Raw genomic sequence first — 21,389 nt, 5'->3', positions numbered from 1 at the left:
GAGGAGAGGTCAAAACCATGACAACCGTTACAGATGTAAACCAGACGGCCTCCAGCAGCATGACAGGCAGTCTCACCGGATCGAGCAACCTGGGCAAAGATGATTTTCTGCTGCTACTCGTTACCCAGCTGCAGAATCAGGATCCCCTCAACCCTCAAGATCCGACGGAGTTCACCTCGCAGTTGGCTCAATACAGTTCCCTGGAACAGCTGTTCACCGTCAACGACCAGCTTCAGCAACTGGAGACAACCAACGGCAATGTGGTGCAAATGACCGCCTTGGGCCTGATGGGCCAGGATGTGGTGGTGCAATCCGACAGCTTCAAGTTGGGCGGCACCCCCGTCACCCTGGGCTACGACCTGTCGAACAACGTGGATGAAGTCCAGCTGGTGGTTCAAAACGCCAAGGGGCAAACCGTAGCCACCCTGGAAGGAACCGACTTGTCCGCGGGTGAACATTTCATCCAGTGGAACGGCACCGACGCCAACGGTGCGTCACTGCCTGCCGGTGACTATCAACTGCAAATCAGCGCCCGCCGCGATGGCGAAACGGCCTCCGGCAGCCCGCTGGTCAAAACCGCTGTCAGCGGAGTCGATCTCAACGGCGGCAGCAGCACACTGGTCACCAGCCTCGGGGAATACAATCTGAGCAAGGTCACCAGCGTCAGGAATTAAGACCATGAACGAGCGATTAACCATTTTGCCGCAACCCTTGTTGCCAACCCAGGCAACAAACAGGAGCAGCCGTTCGACACCCGGCAAAACGGCACAGTCCTTCGAACAGACACTGGCCCGGCAGCTTGAAAACCCGGTGGGTTTTTCCCGCCATGCCCTGCAACGCATGGAGCATCGCGGCATTAAGTTTTCCGACAGTGAGTTGCAACGACTCAACGGAGCCGTCGATCTGGTGCAGACCAAAGGAGGACGCGACTCTTTGGTGCTGATGGACAACACGGCACTGGTCGTCAGCGTTAAAAACCGCCAGGTGGTCACGGTCCTGGATCAGACTCAACTTAAAGACAACGTTTTCACAAATATCGACAGCGCTATCATCGCTTAACCGAACCGGTCCTCTCGAGGAGGTTCGCGGATCGCCGACCGACAGACGCGATCCCTGACAAGGAGAGTACAAATGGCCCTTTCAAGTGCACTTTACAGCGGCATCAGCGGTATGAACACCAACGGCACCGCCATGTCCGTGATCGGCAACAATATCGCCAATACCAATACCGTCGGTTTCAAATCGAGTCGTACGGTCTTTTCCGATCTGCTGGCCAGTTCCGTGAACGGCTCCGGCGGCGCCTCTCAGGTCGGTCGCGGCACCGGACTGTCCACGGTCGACAACCTTTTCAGTCAGGGCACCTTCGAAACCACCGAATCGCAGACCGACCTCGCCATCGAGGGAGAAGGTTTATTCGTGGTACGTGAAGAAGGGGCCGAAAGCCTCTATTATACCCGCGCCGGCTCCTTCAGCTTCGATGGCGAAGGCTTTCTGACCAATGCCGAGGGATACCGGGTGCAGGGGAAAACCTACGTCAACGGCGTCCTTTCCAGTGCCGATGCCACCGATATCATGGTCGACATCAACGCCGGTATCGAGGCGAAAATGACCGATAAGATTACCCTCTCCACCAATCTGGATGCCAATGAGCCCGTCATCACGGCCGCCTTCGATCCGAACGACACAACAACCTACAACTACTCGAACTCGACCACCATTTACGACTCCCTCGGCAACACCCATCTGATGACCACCTACTTTATCAAAAGCGACGACAATACCTGGGACTGGAACGTGGTCGACGAAAACGACGCCACGCTCTATTCCTCGGCCACCGCCGGCAATTCACTGGAATTCGACACCAGCGGCAAGCAGATTTCCGGCGGCACCGCCACCCTCGGCCCCCTGACACCGGGAGCCGGCACCGCCTCCCAGACCATTAACTTTGCGCTGAAGAACACCACCCAGTTCGCCAACGATTCCCAGGTCATCTCCCAGACACAGAACGGCTACGGCGCGGGCAATCTGACCAACATCTCCATCGATAACGAAGGCAACGTACTCGCCAAATACTCCAACGGCGAGGAGATCGCAAAATCCCGCATCGTCTTGGCCAAGTTTTCCAGCTTCAGCGGCCTGCGCAAAGAAGGCGCCAGCCTGTTCTCCGCCACCGGGGAGTCGGGTCCCCCGCGCATCGGCGTTCCCGGCACCGAACTCGGTAACATTTTCACCAATGCCCTGGAGCAGTCCACCGTCGACCTGGCCGCCGAATTCGTCAAGATGATCACCACGCAACGAGGCTTTCAGGCCAACTCCAAGGTCATCACCACCACCGATGAAATGCTCAGCGAACTGATCAATCTCAAACGTTAGTTTGGAGATTTACACATAGTGTATGTTTGAGCCCGGAACCCATGCTGGTTCCGGGCTTTTCACATTAAATGACTAATCCATATTTCCTTCCCATGGTTTCTCCAGGTATTCCCTTTGATCTTCAACGATCTTCCCGGTGCTGCCCCGATCATTAAACCGCAACAGCTCAACCCTGCCGTCATCCCGCTCAAAATAGGAAACGTCCGGCTCATTAAAAACCGGAAAATAGCCGCCGGCCATATCTTCGTACAGATCAACCCGGTACAATAAACGGCCCCCATGGTTTTCGTGCTCCGGACTCAACTTTAACAGCCCCTTTTCTCTGAATACCGCATAGTTGCCCTCGTCATTCCTGTAGCCGACGAAAAATCTGCCATTTTTTTTATGGTACAGATCCGCATCCAGAAGATGGCGTCTATCGCCAACAACCTCCCGGAACCGGCCTTTGACAATCCGGTAGCTCTTGCCGGTATGGCACAGAGGCCATTCGGAGGTAAACCTGTCGGGACAATGCGCCAGCAGGGTTTGCTCTTTGTGCAGGGTGGTGTTTCCCAGGTTTTGATAACCGGTGTGGACCACGTTTGATCCGGCGGATATGTCATGTATCACTGCGGCATTTGCAAAGGCGGTTACGGCCTCCGCGTAGCGTTCTTCACTCCAGATGCGCTCAATGTAGTCGTTGATGTCTCCGTAGATAACCGCCGCCGACTCGAATTCCCCTTTTGACATGCGTAGCTGCTGCGGCCTCCTTTCCGAGCAGAGCCGCTTCCACAGCCTCTTGTCATGCACGGTATCCGAGCTGAATATCAATGTCTCTGCGCCATTACTTATCTTCACTCCCGTACAGGAAATGCCATGCCAAACCGGGGCGGTGAGCGCCTCGATCGCATAACCGGCACATGCATAAATATTCCGGTCCTCCTCGTAGAAGTGCGCTCCCGAAAAGGGATAAAAATGTTCCGGCTCGATCCATTCGCCGCAGTCGGGATCCTTGAAGAGCATGCGCGTTTTTTTTGTCGCGGGGTGGATGATGACTTTCGCTGCCTCCGGCGGCAGGACATTCCCCTCCCGGTCGACAACTTCGAGTGCATATTTTCCGCTATCCTCTTCCCGGGTTACTATTCCGTACCGCGCCTTGGGCCCGATAATCCGATAGTCGATAAAATCCTCGAACGCCACATCCGTGACAGTCGTTGCATCGTCCGATAGGCCCGTGCCCAATATCGGCATCGATGCCGCTTTGAGATTGTGGTAAACGGCCTCGGTAGTGAGCAACCGGAGCTTTCTGCGTATATCGGGGGCATAGCGGTAAAACAGGGCAAGATCCGTGAACCAGCGCTTGTGGTCGTCGTGACAGTGGGTCAGTATCAGTCCCTCGATCTCTTGCAGACCATGACCGCCTATCTGCTGGAACAGCGGCGCCCCACAATCGAGGAGCAAGGTGGACGATCCGAGGCACAGCTTGTACCCCACGCTTTTTCCTGTTCTGGAAAAGGGTCCATGATCTCCAAGGATCTGCACGGTTATTCCATCCATTGCATTATCCACAGGGATCCTCATCGTTTGCATTTTTCAATCGAAGCCAATGTCTTCCTGACCTTCTCGGCAAAACACAGCCCTTCGCCTTCGGCAATCTGAATCGCTTCTTCAAGATAAGCGCGTGCTTTTTCGAACTCTTTTCCCTTCATGGACAAGACCCCCAAACCGTATAGCCCCCTTGCAAGGGGTGACGGCATGTGGCAGTCCCTGGCGCTGCGCACGACTTCCTGGTAATGCCGGCGCGCCTTGCGATTTGCGACTGGCAAAGTTCGCACAATGAACCAGAGGTTTTTCAGAACGATGCCGAAAGGTAGTTTCATTTTCCCCAGGGCCATCCATCTATAGATGTCTCCCAAAATTCTGTGCGTGGTTGTGGGGACTGTATAATTCCCCAATGACGCCCAGTATTTGATTGCGTCCTCCAGGTAACATACCCCTTTTTGTATTTGACCTGCGAGCACAAGTGCTGCTCCAAAGTACATGTCAACCGGTGCCCTGAGAAAAACGAATTTGTTCTCAACAATATCATCCCGTACTTTATGTAAAATCTCGAGGCCTTCTTGTACCTTTCCCATGCGGGCAAGCGCCCCACCTTTCACCGCTAATGCGCAGAGATCATCGAGGCGGTCAGGTGACAACTGGAGAGCCTGCTCCGCATTCTCCAGGGCTTCTTGGTACCGTCCATCTCTGAAGTTAATAAATCCGTGATACGATTGGGCTTGGGACAAGAATCGATTATCCCGGAACCTCTGCCCTAATTCGATGAATTTAGAACAAAACGCCCGCGCTTCGACAATACGGCCCCGTGATATTAGATGGTTTGCCATGAGGGACGTTATGTCAGAGAAGATAAAGATGTCATTGGTTTGTCCGGCGCATTCGATAGCCTGATTGTAATAACGCTCCACCATGGTGTCGGATTGCCCGCAATCCGAAGTCCAGTAATTGTACAGCCAGGCCAGCACCCGCGCGGCGTGGCCGATACACAAGAGATCATCCGATTCTTCCGCTAATTTCATCGCCCTTTCGACCAACGGTTTTGCCTTGTCCCCCCGACCTACGCAAACGTACGATCCGGCAAGCAAGGAAAGAATCAGGGACAATCTTTTTTTATCGCCAAGGGTTTCCATTCTCGGCAGGTAGCGTTCCAGAAGACTAAGCACACTCTTGAAATCGGCACGATATACAAATACCAGCGTCCATTTAAGAAGGACATCGGCGATGAAGAGATCGTCGACACACCCAGGCTCGGCTTCGATCAAATCGACGGCCTTACAGAAGCGTTCGTGAGCCTCTTCCATCGCGCCCACCCAGTAGCTCTTCTCGCCCGCCATGACCAGATACTGGACGGCTTTACCGATATCCCGCGTATTTCCCCAATGATAGGCAATGGTATGGGCCCATTCGCTCAGCCGGTCCGTATACACCCGCTCCATGGTTTCGGCGACCGCCTGGTGGAGTTCCTCCCGTCGCTCCTGCAGCAGGCTGTTGTAGACGGCATCCTGCAGCAGGGCATGTTTGAATCGGTACAGGACCTGTTCTTCGGCCTGTTCCCGGAAGATCAGCCCGAGTTTTTCAAGCTCGCCCAGATGTCGGTCGAAGGAATCGCCCAATTCCGAGACCTGGCGGGCCAGGCTTGGGGAAAACCGCTGGCCGATGACCGCCGCAATCTGCAAAACTCCCTTCGGCTCTTCCTGCAATCGATCGACCCGGGTTTGAAGCAGATCCAGAACCGTCGGAGGAACCTCGATTTCTCCGGCAGAAAACTCGCAGGTCGCTGTTCGCCCCAACCGTCTTATGGCACCGTTTTCCAGCAGAAAGCGGGTCATCTCCTCGGTATAGAGCGGGTTACACCCGGTCTCTTGGAAAATCACCCGCGCCAGGCTTTCATCGATGGTGTCGCAATCGAGAAGTGCCCGAACCATGTGCATCGTACTCTCCCGGGAGAGCGGTTTGAGCTGCATCTCCCTGACATTCTCCAATAGCGACCACGGTGATGTGAAGGAAGGTCGGGTGGTGCAGAGAATAAGCAGCGGCATCTGCCCTTTTTCCCGGGCCATCTGGCCGAGCAATTTCTCCGATGCCGGATCGATCCAGTGCAAGTCTTCTATAACCAAAATCGTGGGGGTCAGTCGGGATCGGTTACGCAGCAGATCGACCAGGATTTCCCGGGTGCGCTCGCCGACGATCTTGGCATCGAGCCCCCTGAGCGCATTACCTGTTTCATGAAATCCGATCAGGGTCATCAGGTACGGTGTTGCGGCGGCCGAATCCATACCGAAGAGTTCCAGCCCTTGGGTCAGTTTCCGCTTAATTACCGACCGGTCATCATCGTCCTGGATACGAAACAGATCTTTTACCAGGTGAATGAACGGCATGAGGGAAATGGAGCTGCCGCAGGAGGTGCAGTTGCTCTGCAGAAAAAGGACTCTTCGGCTTTGCATGCGCTCTTTGAATTCATGTACCAACCGGGATTTGCCAACCCCGGCCTCGCCGATGACCAGAACCAGGTGCAGGGTATTCCGGCCAACCTTTTCCTGATAATGATGCAACAGGTCCAGCTCCTCGGATCGGCCTGCCAGAGGGGTGAGTCCACGCTGAAGAGCAGCATCGAAGCGGACGGCGTGTTCTTTTATGCTCTCGAGCCGGTAGACTTGCTGCGGTTGCTTCTTGCCCTTGATCTTCCGCTCGCCGACACAGGAGCAGACAATAAAGGGATCGGCCAGGCGGTGGGTGGTCGCGCTGATGAAAACACAACCAGGATCGGCAATGGACTCCAGCCGGGATGCGAGATTTATGGTGTCTCCTACAGCCTTGAACTCCATGCGCAGGTCGGTGCCGAGGGTACCGACGATAACCGGTCCGGTATGGATGCCGATACGTGCCAGTGGGCGGACGCCAAGTTCGCGTTCCAGCTGCTCACCGAGAACTTTCAATTTGTTCTGCAGGGCCAGGGCAGCGCGACAGGCCCGCAGAGGGGCGTCCTCCAGGGCGATCGGCGCGCCGAACAGGGCGAAGATGCCGTCGCCGGTCAATTCCTGTACGCTCCCCTCTTCTTCGAGGACGGCGGTGATCATACCTTCGTAGACCCGCTCCATCACCTTGAAGATCGCCTCTTCCCCCAGCGCCTCCGAAAGCGGCGTGTAGCCCTTGAGGTCCGCAAACAGGGCCGTCACCTGCCGGCGTTCCCCCTCGATTTTGCCGCGGGCGGACAGGATCTTGTCCGCAAGCTGCGGAGTCAGAAAACGCCGGATGATGGCCATGCCGTCTGAACGCGAAGCACTTTGGGGCTTTCTATTTTGTTCGGCACTGGCAGAGGGTTCTTCCGGCGCATAATCGCCCACAGTATGGAGCCGTTCGCCGCATCGGCCGCAGAAGTTCAGGTTATCGGAACTATCGAAACCGCATTTGGGACACTTCATTTCCGCATCCTCGACCGGAAGAGTTGGTCATTTGTTGAACTGCGGCGGGAGTCGAACAACGGGTATCGGACTAACAGGCAACCGATTCCGGGAATAAGTTATGTGTTCGAGTCGCCAGAAAGCGAACTGTGGTTAAAAAAGGGAACCGAAGCATTGTTTTATGTGAAAAGTGTAACAAACTTATAAGGAGAAGAAAGGCCTGCAAGCTGCACTTCGTGAAACGCTCAAAGAGCGAATTTCGTTAATGCGGACAGTTGCAATAAGGAATGCTCGCTCGTACTTTCGGGGCAATCGGCGCGAAGAGGAGCATTTGGATGAACCGACGACAATTGCCAAAAAGCTTTGATGAGTTGCAGAACCTGGATCTGCAGAAGGTGTACGAGCAGGGCAAACAGGAATTGCTACGGGATTACGCCTTCAGAATCAGGCTGGACGAGGCCGATGATCTCGAGTCTCTCACCTCGCTGGTTTTCGACAACGTCGCCGGGCTCGATCGCTGGACGACTGCCGAACTCCTGGAAATATCCAACCGCTTCCGCCTGCACAGTGCGCCGGACCGTGAAATCCGGCTCTTCGAAGAATCCGGAAACGCCGAGTTTCGGGCCGTTCCCCGGGTCCGGGAGTTTTATCTGCTAGCCCTGAACAAGGTCGGCAGGTCCGCGAAAGTCATCACGGAATGTGGAAGAATTATTGCCGAAGGCGGCAGCAATGGCCTGGTATGCGGCATTCTGGGCGACGCCTGCAGCAACAGAATGCTGGCTGCGGAGAGTTTCGCCCGCGAACTGGAGCTTGTCGATGGGATCATCGCCCGCGTAACCGAACAAACCAGGGAGGATTTTGCCCGCCACTTTCCCGGTGTTGATCTTAACGGCATCACTCCTGACCGCCTTCACAGTTTGCGCCGCAAGTGGTTGCACAGTGCATACAGGGCGTACCGCCACGGCTTCGAGCAATTTAGCTCGACATTTCCCGGATTCGGCTGGTTGCAGCGAACCATGGACCTGGAAAGGGATCTTCTGCGGCAACGACTTGCAATGCCCAATAAAATGAAAAAAGGGTCACTCCGCCGGTTCGGGACCGAGATCCGTAAGCTGAAACACTGCCTTGCCCTCCAACCCGCCCTGCTGCGTGTGGCCCTGGAGATGCGGGGCGGAGCGGAATCGCTCGACTTCTGGGCCCATGCAGGATACCTGCAACTGTATTTCGTCGAAGGCTGCCCTGCGAGTGATATCTCTCCCCTCCTGGCCCGCCTGTTTGCCTGTCTGGATGCCGATTTCAAGCTGAAGGCCCTACTCCACGATTTGCAGCATATTCGTGACTACACCCGGGCAACGGCCGATATCCCCGGCAGCCGGTTGCCGGAAGCCGATCAGGTAAATTCGGTTCTGAGCCGAATGCAGGCGGTGCTGTCCGAACTTGAGTCGGCCCGCGAGCGGTTTGCCGATGGCGGCCAGAGATGCGGAGCGGCGCTCGCCGAGCCCTTTAGAAAACTGCTGGAGACGGACTCCGCAGATTCGACAGACCAGTTCCTGAAGCGAACCATAAATTTCAGGTCATTGACCGACAATCTCGTTCCCTACCACATCCAGGGCGGCATCGGCCGTGTAGGAGCCCGCATGCCCGACCTGACAATCAACCGCCAGGTGCAGGACGACCTGCGCTTCCTTGTTACGGAAAAGATACTGCCGGCGCTGCCTTCCGCGGAGCGGATGAACCCACGGGCCGCACTCGATGAAATCCGCCGTCTGGTCGGTTCCTGGCTCGGTGTGGCCAAGCTTCAGAACCTTCAGTCTCCCGCCCACCGAAGATTCGACGCCCGCTCCGACGGCCTGATTCTGCTCTCGGGCATCGATCCCGCCATGCGGATCGGTTCCCGCTCCATCACCGACCTGAGCGCCGCGATGCTCCTGCAAACGGGCGATTGCCGGGAAACCATGTACCTGAACGGAACGCTCTTTGCCCTCTATCAACAGGTGCAGGTAAAACAGAAACTGGCGGCGGCACTGACCTGCCTGGAACAAGATGCGATGGAGGAAGCGCAGCGGATTGTCGGCAGAGAAATTCCCGACATCCTGCGATACCAGCTTCGCGGCGGGCATGTGGCGGTTTACATCGAGGCGATTTCCATGGAGGCAAAATACCAGACCGAACGGCTATCTGCGGAAGACCCAACCGCCGTGGAGCGCTGCTACGGCGTGGACGGGTTTGAGGCCGGCCAACCCCTTACCCGGTACGAGTTGGAAAACGCCAAACTGCTGGTCGCTCATGACGATGGTAGCACAAGGCTTATTGAACCGCGCGACCCGGTAAGCGGAAAGTGGCGGCCAATCGAGCATCTTCCGGTTGCCGAAGGCGGCGGCATACCCCGGATCCCGAAAAGCGGTGTCCGCGGCGGATCCATCGCAGAGATCCGCTTGCTGAATCTCGTGGAAGAACATTCCCTCTCGTTCCTCTACGACAGCGAATCCGGAAAGGTCGAACTGTGCGACGGTTTCTACAATGAATTGATGTACGATAGCCCGTACAGTTTCGGTTCCGGTCCAATCGACACCAATGACCTGTTTTCGTGCCATGGACTGATCCGGGCGGGAACGCGGCGGGTGCGTAGTAAAGATGGGAAGCTCAGGGACCGCCAGGTTTATCTGGAGTTTCTTCCCCATTCAAAGACAGACTGTGCGCCCTGTCTTGGGGAAGGGGACATTCCTCACACCTTCCATCTCATGGGCCGGCTCTACCGGGGCGATTTTCAGGAAGAACTGCGGCGCCTCGAACAAGCCACTTCGGCCATCCCGTCAGTCCTGAAAAAAATGCGGGCATGGCAGATCAGGCAGCGCACCAGGCATCTGCAAAAGCAGATCCTGGATCAGCGCTTCGTCCGGGTGTTGCTGGATCTGGCCAGGGACCGACCGCACCTCGTGGCATTGGAGGATGTGGGAAGAAAACATCCACTCATCAACCAGGGCCTGGAGTGCAACAGCGTGTACCTGGTTTTGTGTGGACGATTTCAAGTTTTTCAGAACGGAGTACTCCTTGTGCGGAATGGGCAACCGGTCAGTCCTGCCCCTGGCACCGTTCTGGGGGAAATTTCCGCCATCCAGGGTTGCCTGCCGACGGCCACGGTAGTGGGCCAGGGAGTGGTTCTTCGCATTGCCAGGGAGGAGTTTTTGCGGCAGCTTGACATGAATCCGGTTTTTCGAAGCATCGTTGAAGAATTGGTAACAGAGCGGCTTCAACTCGACCGCTTATGGCAGAAATGAAACCGCACGGAAGAGTTTCCTCAGAGGTTGTTCAGAATAAATTGACGCCAGAACCACCAGACGAGGTTTCTGTGTTTTACAACGCGCAAGTTCCAAGACATCCTTCAATGGATCCGAGTGGCCAGTCAATTGGGGGCGACCCGGGGATTTCAGCGCATGGTAAAAAGAGAACTCAGGCCATTTCCGATATTCTGTTGAAGATCTTGAGGAAATTTTTCGTAAGTATCGGATTAAGTTCGGTTCCGGCGATCTCCAGCATTAAAGCGGAGATTTTTTCCATCTCCAGTGCGTCGCGATATGGACGTTTGGTCCGCAGGGCATCGAAAAAATCGGACACCGTGGTCATCTGGGTGCAGAGATTCTGTTGCCAGGAAGCCGGAACGACGGGATAACCGGAAAAATCGTATTTGAGATGGTGCTCGTATGCCGTAATGATGGCTAACGAAGGCACTCCGGGAGTATCCAGAAGATACTGGGCTCCCCATAGAGGATGTTGCTTAACGAAATTCCAGTCCTTTTCGTCCAGGCGGCCCGGCTTGTTAAGCACCTCCTCGGGAATGAAAAACTTGCCGACATCGTGAAGCATGGCGGCGATGCCGATGTCATGAAGCACCGGCCCGTCTATACCGAGAGCCATGGCCTGGGCAAGGTTCAAAATGCAGATATTCGCGGAATGCGTAAATGTATATTCGTCTGAAGATCGAACCGGCGCCAACGCCAACAAAGGATCTGCCTCACTTTTGACCGTGGCAATGAAGCCGGAGACAATCTCCATGATTCCGGCCACCTTCAGTGTCTTATGCTTCCTGATGCCCCGGCAGATTTCCCTGTACTTCGAAATTTCTCCGTCAAACAGGCTCGCACCTGCAACGGCCTCGCCGGGACTTACTTCCGATGATTCTTCGTCGTTGTAAGAAAACCGCACCCCGACTTTTCCGTAACGGATGCCGGCAGTGGAGTGAACGGCATGCTCGGCGTTTCGTTTCGAGAGATGTTCGACCATGTCCCGGATTTCTTCAAGCCCGACACCCCGGATCAGCTTCACGTGCCCGATGCCCCGTAACGCCAGAAGCTGCGCCAGCCGGCCGAAATGCAAACTTCCTCTCAAGGGGATGCCATCGACGATCAACTCGTTATCTATAACCACAAGGGAAATATCGTCCTTGCCCGCCATAACCTTTTGAATGTTTGCAAGTATCGAACGGCACAGTCGCTCCACCTGGGCATGTTCGGCTGAATACAGCGATACTGTCGAAATGGCTGTTGCCAATTCTCTGGCAAAATCGTGAATGGCCCGATCCCGGTCGGTTTTCATATTCAACCCCGTATCGATTCTAAAAGTTTCTTTGCTTGATTTGCCAAATCATCCTGGCCGCTCAAGGCCAGTTCTTCAAGAAACGGCACGACATTTTCGGCCCCGTATTGAGGGAATGTATTGATGACCTCGATCTTCACGCGGTTATGCGCGCTCTGGCGCAGCAGGTGGTTTGTTCGGACATAGTGCATCAGCGATGGCAGTGCCCGATCGTTCCTGATCCGGGCGAGCGTGCGAACAGTGGCACTTTTGGTCTCCCAATCGCCTTTGTCAAAGCATACGAGGAGTTCATCGAAAACCGTCATATCGCAGCTTTTTTCCGCCAATTGGATCGCACTCAGCCGCACGTCTTGTTCACTGCTACGCAAATCGTGCAGCAGCATCCGGTCCGCTTCAACATGGCTGAACTGTTGGAATGTCGTTATTATCTCCTGTCTGACACGGGGATGGCCGTGGTCCCGGATGCGGCGGATATGGGGAAGCACAGTGGAGTCCTCGAGTTCACGCAAAATGGTGATCAGGTTTCGGACAAAAAACCAGCGACTGTCGGAGAGCCTGGCAACGGCGGCATCCCTTACCTGTCCGCCAAGAGCCAGGAGGCATGCCATGTACGCGTGTCTTTGCGACCTGCTCTTTGCTTCGGCAAGACGTTCCAGTAGAGGTTCCGCAAAGGGCTTTCCGATCCGGGCAATCAGGTTTTGAATATCGGAACGCTTCGATTTTTCACAAATATCGAGCTGGTCCAGAACCGCATTCAGAAATTTGGCGTCCGTAAAAATATTCTGCACTTCGGGAAAAAGCGCCTGATCAACCGACTCCAGCTGTTCGTATATTTCGGTCAGGAAAGAAAAATCCCCGGATTCAAGAAAATAGTGGAGCAAAGCAAGAAAATTTTGTTCCAGAGAAGCTGGCCTGCACTTATCCGAAGGCACACGCATGGCCTCAAGAACGACCTTACAAAATTGGGTTTCAATGGCATGACCCTGCAGTGTCTTGTGTAAATCTCCGATTTCCTCCAATTCAGGCACGGACACGGTTTTCATGGAGGTTATGGAACGGAGCGCTTTCTGATAGGTCTGGGGGACAAACTCGTCGCTTTTATCCTCCCGGAAAATAACGCGCATTTTCTCGGCCAGGTGCTCCTCCCCTTCGATTTCTGCTACCGAAGAGACGGTTTTCCTGCCGTTTTCCATCGAAGAGGTACTCGACAACCTCTGCAGCAGGCTGACCGTAACGGGTGGGATATAGGATGAGCGCGCGTTGATGTCCCGGAGCGCTTCCAGGATCATATCGTCAGGGAATTTTTCCAGAATTTCCCTGGTGGCACCCTGGCTGAGGCCGGGACATGTAAAAACGCCGTTCAGAAATTGTCTTCTTATAGCCGGATTCAACTTGCTCACAAATGAGTTCAGCTTATCAAGCGACTCCGTGTGGCATGCGATATCGCCCCCTTCCCTGCCCAGTTCACCCACGAATGAGGCAATCGCCGCCGCATAGTTATCTTCCCTGGAACCGGGCTGTTCCTCATACATGTTCATCATTTCCGCCAGCACTCCGGGATCCGACATGTTGGCGTAAGTCGCAAAGCCGCCGGTCGGGTTAAGCGACCCCTCCAGCATGCCATGGGCAAAATCTTCCCAGAGCGTCGATTCCGTCGATTTACTGTTTTTTCCTTCGGGAAGGACAATTTTGTCTTCTTCCGTGGTGGAAAAGTTTCCGTAATTGATTTCCTGAACGACGATATTGCGAATGCCCGCTTCTTCGACGGCCCGACTTACGCCCCCCATCTCCCGGAGGTCATCACGCTTGCATGACATGGTTTCATTGAATCGGAGGATCTCTTCGACATCGGCCGACTTGAAAAAGGTGATGGAAGCGATGTCGCGATCGAACAAAATTTTAGCAAGTTTTCTGAATACCGGATTTTGGGAATCCAAAAGGGCATATTCAACCATCAGCGAGTCGCGGGCGACGGCCAGGGATATCTTTTCCCTGAATTCAAGCAACTTTCGCAACCGGTCCAGCACCTTTCGAATGGACGAAGTGATGAGGGGGTGATTTGGGGGGTAGGTCGTTACAAGTCGAAGTGAGATGTTCAATTCAAATATAAAATTCGATAGCACCCTTGTGTCGAAATTCATGTCGCTATTTTTATGCTCCATATCACTTGACCTTACCCCGTAGATCGGGTCAGTTCGGGATGAGTGATTTCGACTTATGAGCTTCTGCCGACAATTTGGGGAATCTCAAGACAATATGTTGGCACAACAGATCCGGTTCTTCCCCGATTCCTTTGCCTGATACATGGCCTTGTCAGCGAGCTGGATCAATTCCCTGTATGAGGCCACGTTGTTGTTCATGTAAGTCGAGGTTCCCATGCTGACCGTGACGTGTTCCCCCTTGAGTTGCTGGATGGAAAGCTCCCTGATCAGCACCAGAAGCCTTTCGGCAAATTGGTTCGCGGAATCAGTTCCTGTGTTCGGCAGGCATATGGCGAATTCTTCTCCCCCATAACGGGCCGAAATGTCACTTTTGCGGAGCAGCTTTTTGATCAGTCGGGCAATCTGCCGCAACACCATGTCCCCGGTGAGATGGCCATAGCGATCATTTATTTTTTTAAAGTCATCGATGTCGAAGAAAATGCAGGACAATGGCAAATCATAGCGTTGCGCCCTGGAAAACTCCTCTTCGAAGCGGGTGTGATAATACTGGTGATTGTATAGCTGGGTCAGGCTATCCCGGACGGACAACTCCTCGAGGAGCTTTTTATTGGTTTCCATGGATTCAAAGATCATCGCATTCTCAAGAGCATTCCCCGAAATGCTGGCGATGATCTGGCACAGTTTGAAAATTCTATCCGTGATGCCATCCTTCAATGGAGATGCAGTACGCAGGAAAAAGGTTCCTATAACGTTCTGTTTCTTGACGATCGGTACGACAAAAATTGAATTATCCGGCAAGTCCTTGATGTTTTCCCTGACGGATTTCATAAGGGGGTTGCTTTTGACGTCCTGCACCACAATGGGCCGCTGGGTAGACAAGGCTTTTTCGATCTCCGGATATCTTTTCAGGTTCAGCTTTATTTCCTTGTTTTCCGGAAGATCGCTGCTGGCTATAACAAGCAATTCACCAAAGTCGTTGATGCCGATAATGGAGCATCTTGAAACATCGATGGTTTCAATCATCCTTTCAACAATAATTGAAAGAATCCTTTTGGGATTTCTGGTAACGGAAATGATCTCCGTCAATTCCAGCAACATGAGCAGATCTATTTTTCTGAGATCTGCATAGTAATCCCTTGTGCGTAAATGAATTTCAATTCGGGCAAGCAGGTCATTCGGATTAAATGGTTTCGTCAGGTAGTCATCGGCTCCGGAATGCAGTCCATTTGCTATGTCATCCCTTTGCTCGTTTGTATACAGCAAAATCAATGGAATATTCTTGGTTTCCCGGGTTTCCTTTAGTTTCCTGCAAACAGAGGAGCTGTTTTCACCCAACATCTCCATATCCAAAATGACCAGATCCGGAGGGTTGGTTTTCGCCAAGCCTACCGCTTCTTTTTCGTTGTTTGCTTCAAGAACGAAATATTCCGAACTTAATGAATCTTTAAGTTTGATCCGCGAAAAAACCTGTTGATCGATGACGAGGACTTTTCTCACCTTAAAAGCCACCTCCCTGCGTGCTAAACAGCCCGAATCAGCGTGTAAGCCTAAGAGTTCCGTTCTCTCCAGGATTTATCGATTTTCCCAGTGTTTCAAATCTGCCGCCCGGCAAAACATATCGCCGTGGCTCAGCAATGAGCGATGCGTAAACGGATCGGACCTACACCGTTCGAGTCATGCATAGAGCGAGGTCACATGTTAAATGCCTCTCCGGATTTTAGTGGCTATGTCCCTTTGTAAAAACTCACGGTTTGAAAAACTATAGCATATGGAACCGCAAATTCAGTCTGGTCCGAGTCGGCGCTGATTTCGCGGGGACTCTCGACCTAAGGCTGTCGTGTGGTCAGCAAAATATCCAGGAAGTAAGTTCTGAATAAAATAGGCTGTTAATGGGGAATAGAGTCCGAAAAGATCCTGATTTTTAAGCAAAACAACCGCTCGTATCAGGTAGATCCGTCTTTTTTCCGGAGGAATGTCCGGATTGTTGTTCGGTTATTTTTATCTGATAAGCTGTTACCAAGGATGTTAAATTCGATATTCATGTCCATGACGGAGGAAAGGAGTGTTTATGCTATTTTTTCCGGAAAAGATGCGTATGTTTTTGGGGGTTTGCGGACTTCTGGTCGGGCTGCTATGGGGAATCGTTTCTCCGGCTGCGGCAGCGGATTTCGTCGTTAACGAAACCCTGAGTCCCGGTGAAGATTTCTATGGAATTGATGCCTCCCTGGCCGTTTCACCGTTTATCAATTACGACAACTACTCACTCACAGTCTACGGTGATGGCTCGGGAAGCTTCGAGGATGTTTCATTCAATGCTTACGGTATTTATTCCAATAGCGCGACAGAAATTCAGAATTTTGGAAATATCAGCATAACCGCTATGGGCGGAACGGCAACGGCCCTCGCAGGAGCCGCAGCCGGAAACGAAGTTTACGGAATTTTTGCCGCAGCAGCCGTGACCAACAACGGGGCCATTAACGTGACCGCCACCGGTGGGACCGCCACGGCCTCCTCCGGGGCCGATTCAAACGTCGAAGCCTATGGCATTTACTCCTTAGGCCCCGTAACCAACGGAGGGGCACTCACTGTAATTGCTACCGGTGGAACTGCAATAGCCGGTGACGATGCCGATACCGATACTTTTGGCATCTATTCGCGTGATAACGTGATCAACTCCGGGGCCATTACCGTAACCACTACCGGAGGAACCGCAACCGACGATGCCTCTATAGACGCCGACGCCGACGGGTATGGCATCCGTTCCTATGGCACCGTGACCAATGACGGATCAATCACCGTGGCCGCCGTAGGCGGAACCGCAACTGCCGACACCTACGCTGAAACGGAAAGCGAAGCTTTCGGTATTTCCAGTAGAGGCGCCGTGACCAACCAAGGGGATATCACCGTAACCTCCACTGGAGGAGTATCAACTTCCGCCGCCGCCGATGGTGCCTACGCCTCCGCCTATGGCTTCGGCATTGACACGGATAACGATATCACTAACAGCGGCACGATTAATGTTACCGCTACCGGTGGAACTGCCAATGCAACCTCTTCGGAGCCCTATGCTTTGGCGATCGGCCTGAATGCCGCCGGGGACGTGACCAATACCGGCGATATCATAACGACGGCCACCTACGGTAGCGGCGCAGGGACAGCCCCCTTTTCCGATATCTTCGGGGAGGCTCACGCCTTGGCCGGCGGCATCGTTACCGATGGAGGCGACGTATTCAATAGCGGCAACATTACGGCGACCGCCACGGCTTCGGATTCTTTAACCTCTGTGGCCATCGGCATTGTTATGGATGGCAGCGGATCATTGACCAATACCGGCATTATACGGACCAACGGGGCAAGCAGAGCTTATGAGGTTGCGGTAATGTCCGGGTCCGTATCGCTGATCGATAGTTATAATCTCAATCTGGATGCCGATCCAAGCGTCGGCTCCCTGTATGTGGCAGGGGGGGCCACATTGGTCCTGAACGATGCGATGCTCAGCGTAACATCGGCCGGCAGCGCGCCCCAAATGAACACCGAATACCGGATTTTTGATACCGACGACGGCGGAACGGTATCCGGCTCCTTCGGTGGTTTGACTTCCGCGCTTAACCCCGATGTCGTCGTCCTTTATCATGATCAGTCGACCACCACAAGCACCGATGATACGGTATCCTTGGGCTATAGTCCCGGAGCCTCTCCGCAATTGGAAGCCATGGACCTGCTACGGCATGCGGTGACCCTGTCCTCCGATCTGGCCGGACAACGTATCGCCCTCGGATTTTTAAAATATCAATTGACCGACCGTACACCCGGACCGTACGCAGATTCTCTTATGGTTGCCAACGATGCCACCGGAGGATATCGGTTAGCTCCGTACAACGTCTTTTTCACCCCCTATTATGCCAACATCGACAAAGATGCGTCCCCCGCCGGCTACGATGCCGATCTGGTTGGCTTCGTCACCGGTATCGAACACCGGGCCGGATCCACCCTCTCCGGTATGTATCTCGGGTACACCCATGCCGGACTCGATTTTACAGGCAACGGCTATAGCGGCGACGGAGAAGACCAGGAAGTGCTCTCCTTAGGGGTGCAGTCGATGGGAAACCGGGGCCATTGGACCTGGCGCGGCCAACTGGGCGGGTTTTATGGTTGGCATGATTACGAAGGGCTGACCGGCATTAACCTCGAACTTAGAGAAAACGCCGACTACAATAGCTACGGAGCACACACCTCGTTGCTTGGAGGTTACCTTATTCCCGTCGGAACCCAGATATTTTTACCGGAAGCCGGCATCGAATACCTGTGGTTGCATTCCGACAGCTTCACCACCGACGCTGATGATTCCGGATGGGACGTACACAGCTCTGCAATGGATGAACATCAGGTACGCGCCCTGGCATCACTACGTTGGTTGACCCGCATGCAGATCGGAGAAGTGGAAATGGCTCCGTCACTGATGGCCGGGGTACGCTGTCTCCTGACCGACAGCGACCTGAGCGTGAATCAATCGGTAGCGGGCAGTGGCCCGGTGACGGTAAAAACAGAGCAGGACGATGTTGCCGGTACGGTTTCCGCCTCGGTGCGATTCAGCAAAGAGCAACTTTCCTCGGAGCTATCTTACGGCGGAGAATTCGGAGACGAAACCACCTCGCATAGTGCCTGGCTACGCTTCTACTTTGCATTTTGAGTCAAAAAACGGCCCTCCAGAAATGCTGGTAGGGCCGTTTTGCTTTTGTCTCGGGATGATGTCTGGCTGAACGCCTACCGGTTTTCTGGAATTCTCCCACCTCCGACACGAAACACCCCGTCCGGATTTCCAGACGGGGTTTCTGGGTTTTAGGACTCGGGGATATCGGGACAGAGCTTCTTCGGCGCCTCAGCTTCCGGTCTCAGTGCATGTTTCCAGGGGGGCTGTCAGCCCCCCGGAAAACGTCTTTTTCAAGTTCAGGCAAGGTCAAAGCGGTCAAGATTCATGATCTTACTCCAAACCGCTACGAAGTCATTTACAAACTTTTCCCCGGAGTCCGCACAACCGTAAACCTCGGCGATCGCCCTGAGCTGCGAATTGGAACCGAAGACAAGGTCGATACGGGTGCCAGTCCACTTGAGTTCGCCCGTGGCGCGGTCGCACCCTTCAAATATATCTGCGTCCTCTGCCGTTGGCTGCCAGGTCGTGCCCATATCCAGAAGATTGACGAAGAAGTCGTTGGTGAGGGTTTCCGGACGGTCGGTGAAGACGCCGTGGGGAGTCCCTCCATGGTTGGTATTCAAAACGCGCATACCGCCTACGAGAACCGTCATTTCCGGAGCGGTCAGGGTCAGAAGCTGGGCGCGATCGACGAGTAATTCTTCCGCCCTCACGGCAAATTTGGCTTTCTGGTAGTTGCGGAATCCGTCCGCGACCGGTTCGAGGACCGAGAAGGATGCCACGTCGGTTTGCTCCGAAGTCGCATCGGTGCGTCCCGGCGTAAAGGGAACGGTCACATCGTGGCCGGCATTCCCGGCCGCCTGTTCGACGGCTGCGCAGCCGCCCAGCACTATCAGGTCGGCGAGGGAAACCTTCTTGCCGCCGGCCTGTGCACCATTGAACGCTTGCTGGATCCCTTCCAGGGTTTGCAGCACGGTCTTCAATTGCGCCGGTTGGTTGACCTCCCAATCCTTCTGCGGCGCAAGACGGATCCGCGCACCGTTGGCACCGCCGCGCTTGTCGGAACCACGGAAGGTGGATGCAGAGGCCCAGGCGGTGGAAACCAATTGCGGGATCGACAGCCCCGACGCAAGGATTTTGACTTTGAGATCGGCGATATCCGCGGCGTCGATCAGCTCATGGTCGACGGCGGGGACCGGATCTTGCCAGATCAGCTCCTCTGCCGGGACCTCGGAGCCGAGATAGCGGGATCGGGGACCCATGTCGCGGTGGGTCAGCTTGAACCAGGCGCGGGCGAAGGCATCGGCGAATTCTTCCGGATTTTCCAGATAGCGCCGTGCAATCGGCTCGTAAATCGGGTCGAAGCGCAGCGACAGGTCGGCGGTGGTCATCATCGGCCGGAATTTTTTTGACGGATCGTGGGCACCGACGATCATGTCCTCTTCGTCCACGTCCTTGGCCAGCCACTGCCAGGCTCCGGCCGGGCTTTTGACCTTTTCCCACTCGTATTTGAACAGCACTTTGAGATAACCCATGTCCCATTTGGTCGGGTTCGGTTTCCAGGCGCCTTCGATGCCGCTGCTGATGGTATCGCCGCCCTTGCCGCTGCCGAAGCTGCTCTTCCAGCCGAGTCCCTGCTCTTCGATGGGGGCGGCCTCCGGTTCGGGGCCCACATGGGTCGCAGGGCCGGCGCCGTGACACTTGCCGAAGGTATGGCCGCCGGCGACCAGTGCCACGGTCTCCTCGTCGTTCATGGCCATGCGCGCGAAGGTTTCGCGGACGTCCCGGCCCGACGCCACAGGATCCGGATTGCCGTCGGGACCTTCCGGGTTGACGTAGATCAGGCCCATTTGCACCGCGGCCAGAGGGTTTTCCAGATCCCGATCACCGGAATATCGGCTTTTGGGCTTGTCGCTCGTAGCCAACCATTCTTCTTCGGCGCCCCAATAGATGTCCTGTTCCGGCTCCCAGGCATCTTCGCGTCCGCCGGCGAAGCCGAAGGTCTTGAATCCCATCGACTCGAGGGCGCAGTTGCCGGCCAGAACCATAAGATCGGCCCAGGAGATTTTTCTGCCGTACTTCTGCTTGATCGGCCACAGCAACCGGCGCGCCTTGTCGAGGTTGACGTTGTCGGGCCAGCTATTCAGGGGAGCCAGGCGCTGGGAGCCTGACCCCGCGCCGCCGCGACCGTCGCCCATGCGATAGGTACCGGCGCTGTGCCAGGCCATCCGGATCAATAACCCCCCGTAGTGCCCCCAGTCGGCCGGCCACCACTCCCGGGAATCGGTCATCATGGCATAAAGATCCTGCTTCACGGCAGCGAGGTCGAGTTTTTTGAATTCTTCGGCGTAGTTGAAATCCCCGCCCATCGGATTGGATTTGGAAGAATGCTGATGCAGTATGTTCAGCTTCAACTGGTTCGGCCACCAGTCCTGGTTCGTTGTGCCTCTGCCGGTCATGGGTATGGCAGTTTTGGCCGTTTTACCCGTTACCGGACACTTGCTGTCTTCGCTCATCCCCGTTCCCCTTTCTGATTTGGGTTTGCACAAATGACCATGGATTCATGTGACGTGCGCTGTTTGTTTTTTATCCGCGACTTTCAACCGGTAAATCCCGGCGGTCGGAAGCATGGCAAAACAATCCGAAGCAGCCGTTGTTCACAGCTATAAA

Annotated in this window: 11 protein-coding genes; 5 read left to right on the top strand and 6 right to left on the bottom strand. The window is 54.6% G+C overall.

Translation table 11 applies throughout. From position 1 onward, the window contains the following. Positions 1 to 17: 17 nt before the first annotated feature. From PCAR_RS06750 to PCAR_RS06740, 3 genes are all read left to right on the top strand, one after another. On the top strand, positions 18 to 674 hold the full coding sequence (locus PCAR_RS06750; RefSeq protein WP_011340908.1) for a flagellar hook assembly protein FlgD: 657 nt from the start codon (positions 18 to 20) through the stop codon (positions 672 to 674). A 4-nt stretch (positions 675 to 678) separates the two neighbouring features. Then, a complete protein-coding gene (locus tag PCAR_RS06745) occupies positions 679 to 1,059 on the top strand; it encodes a TIGR02530 family flagellar biosynthesis protein (protein ID WP_011340907.1) in 381 nt (126 codons plus the stop codon). A 72-nt stretch (positions 1,060 to 1,131) separates the two neighbouring features. After that, positions 1,132 to 2,373 carry a flagellar hook protein FlgE gene (locus tag PCAR_RS06740; RefSeq protein ID WP_011340906.1) on the top strand — a complete coding sequence of 414 codons (1,242 nt, stop codon included), beginning with the start codon at positions 1,132 to 1,134 and terminating at the stop codon, positions 2,371 to 2,373. Between the two features lie 72 nt (positions 2,374 to 2,445). On the opposite strand, the gene PCAR_RS06735 is transcribed toward PCAR_RS06740, so the two are convergent. Together PCAR_RS06735 and PCAR_RS06730 are read right to left on the bottom strand one after the other, a co-directional pair. After that, positions 2,446 to 3,909 carry a hypothetical protein gene (locus PCAR_RS06735; RefSeq protein WP_148204312.1) on the bottom strand — a complete coding sequence of 488 codons (1,464 nt, stop codon included), beginning with the start codon at positions 3,907 to 3,909 and terminating at the stop codon, positions 2,446 to 2,448. 20 nt (positions 3,910 to 3,929) lie between these two features. Beyond that, entirely contained in the window at positions 3,930 to 7,334 is a 3,405-nt protein-coding gene (locus tag PCAR_RS06730) for an AAA family ATPase (protein WP_011340904.1), read from the bottom strand. A gap of 314 nt (positions 7,335 to 7,648) precedes the next feature. Between PCAR_RS06730 and PCAR_RS06725 the strand changes: the two genes are divergently transcribed. After that, positions 7,649 to 10,591, top strand: a complete 2,943-nt coding sequence (locus PCAR_RS06725) for a cyclic nucleotide-binding domain-containing protein (RefSeq protein WP_011340903.1) — start codon at positions 7,649 to 7,651, stop codon at positions 10,589 to 10,591. 172 nt (positions 10,592 to 10,763) lie between these two features. On the opposite strand, the gene PCAR_RS06720 is transcribed toward PCAR_RS06725, so the two are convergent. The 3 genes from PCAR_RS06720 to PCAR_RS06710 all read right to left on the bottom strand — a co-directional run bounded on the left by PCAR_RS06720 (position 10,764) and on the right by PCAR_RS06710 (position 15,565). Further along, entirely contained in the window at positions 10,764 to 11,906 is a 1,143-nt protein-coding gene (locus tag PCAR_RS06720; protein WP_011340902.1) for an HD-GYP domain-containing protein, read from the bottom strand. Between the two features lie 2 nt (positions 11,907 to 11,908). After that, complete coding sequence (locus PCAR_RS06715; protein ID WP_041531290.1) at positions 11,909 to 13,921, bottom strand: HEAT repeat domain-containing protein; 2,013 nt, start codon at positions 13,919 to 13,921, stop codon at positions 11,909 to 11,911. Positions 13,922 to 14,152: 231 nt separating this feature from the next. Then, entirely contained in the window at positions 14,153 to 15,565 is a 1,413-nt protein-coding gene (locus tag PCAR_RS06710; RefSeq protein ID WP_011340900.1) for a GGDEF domain-containing response regulator, read from the bottom strand. Between the two features lie 571 nt (positions 15,566 to 16,136). Here PCAR_RS06710 and PCAR_RS06705 point away from each other — a divergent pair. Further along, a complete protein-coding gene (locus PCAR_RS06705) occupies positions 16,137 to 18,758 on the top strand; it encodes an autotransporter domain-containing protein (RefSeq protein ID WP_011340899.1) in 2,622 nt (873 codons plus the stop codon). A gap of 257 nt (positions 18,759 to 19,015) precedes the next feature. Here PCAR_RS06705 and katG read toward each other — a convergent pair whose 3' ends face one another. Then, positions 19,016 to 21,235 carry a catalase/peroxidase HPI gene (gene katG / locus PCAR_RS06700; RefSeq protein WP_011340898.1) on the bottom strand — a complete coding sequence of 740 codons (2,220 nt, stop codon included), beginning with the start codon at positions 21,233 to 21,235 and terminating at the stop codon, positions 19,016 to 19,018. Positions 21,236 to 21,389: the final 154 nt, after the last annotated feature.

Origin of the sequence: Syntrophotalea carbinolica DSM 2380 (genome assembly GCF_000012885.1) — a bacterium.
GTDB lineage: Bacteria > Desulfobacterota > Desulfuromonadia > Desulfuromonadales > Syntrophotaleaceae > Syntrophotalea > Syntrophotalea carbinolica.
This window is presented reverse-complemented; position numbering and strand designations above follow the sequence as displayed.

Excerpts from the sequence above, each read along its gene's own strand:
- PCAR_RS06750 (WP_011340908.1), top strand. The coding sequence starts at position 18 with ATGACAACCGTTACAGATGTAAACCAGACGGCCTCCAGCAGCATGACA.
- PCAR_RS06745 (WP_011340907.1), top strand. The coding sequence starts at position 679 with ATGAACGAGCGATTAACCATTTTGCCGCAACCCTTGTTGCCAACCCAG.
- PCAR_RS06740 (WP_011340906.1), top strand. The coding sequence starts at position 1,132 with ATGGCCCTTTCAAGTGCACTTTACAGCGGCATCAGCGGTATGAACACC.
- PCAR_RS06735 (WP_148204312.1), bottom strand. The coding sequence starts at position 3,909 with ATGGATGGAATAACCGTGCAGATCCTTGGAGATCATGGACCCTTTTCC.
- PCAR_RS06730 (WP_011340904.1), bottom strand. The coding sequence starts at position 7,334 with ATGAAGTGTCCCAAATGCGGTTTCGATAGTTCCGATAACCTGAACTTC.
- PCAR_RS06725 (WP_011340903.1), top strand. The coding sequence starts at position 7,649 with ATGAACCGACGACAATTGCCAAAAAGCTTTGATGAGTTGCAGAACCTG.
- PCAR_RS06720 (WP_011340902.1), bottom strand. The coding sequence starts at position 11,906 with ATGAAAACCGACCGGGATCGGGCCATTCACGATTTTGCCAGAGAATTG.
- PCAR_RS06705 (WP_011340899.1), top strand. The coding sequence starts at position 16,137 with ATGCTATTTTTTCCGGAAAAGATGCGTATGTTTTTGGGGGTTTGCGGA.
- katG (WP_011340898.1), bottom strand. The coding sequence starts at position 21,235 with ATGAGCGAAGACAGCAAGTGTCCGGTAACGGGTAAAACGGCCAAAACT.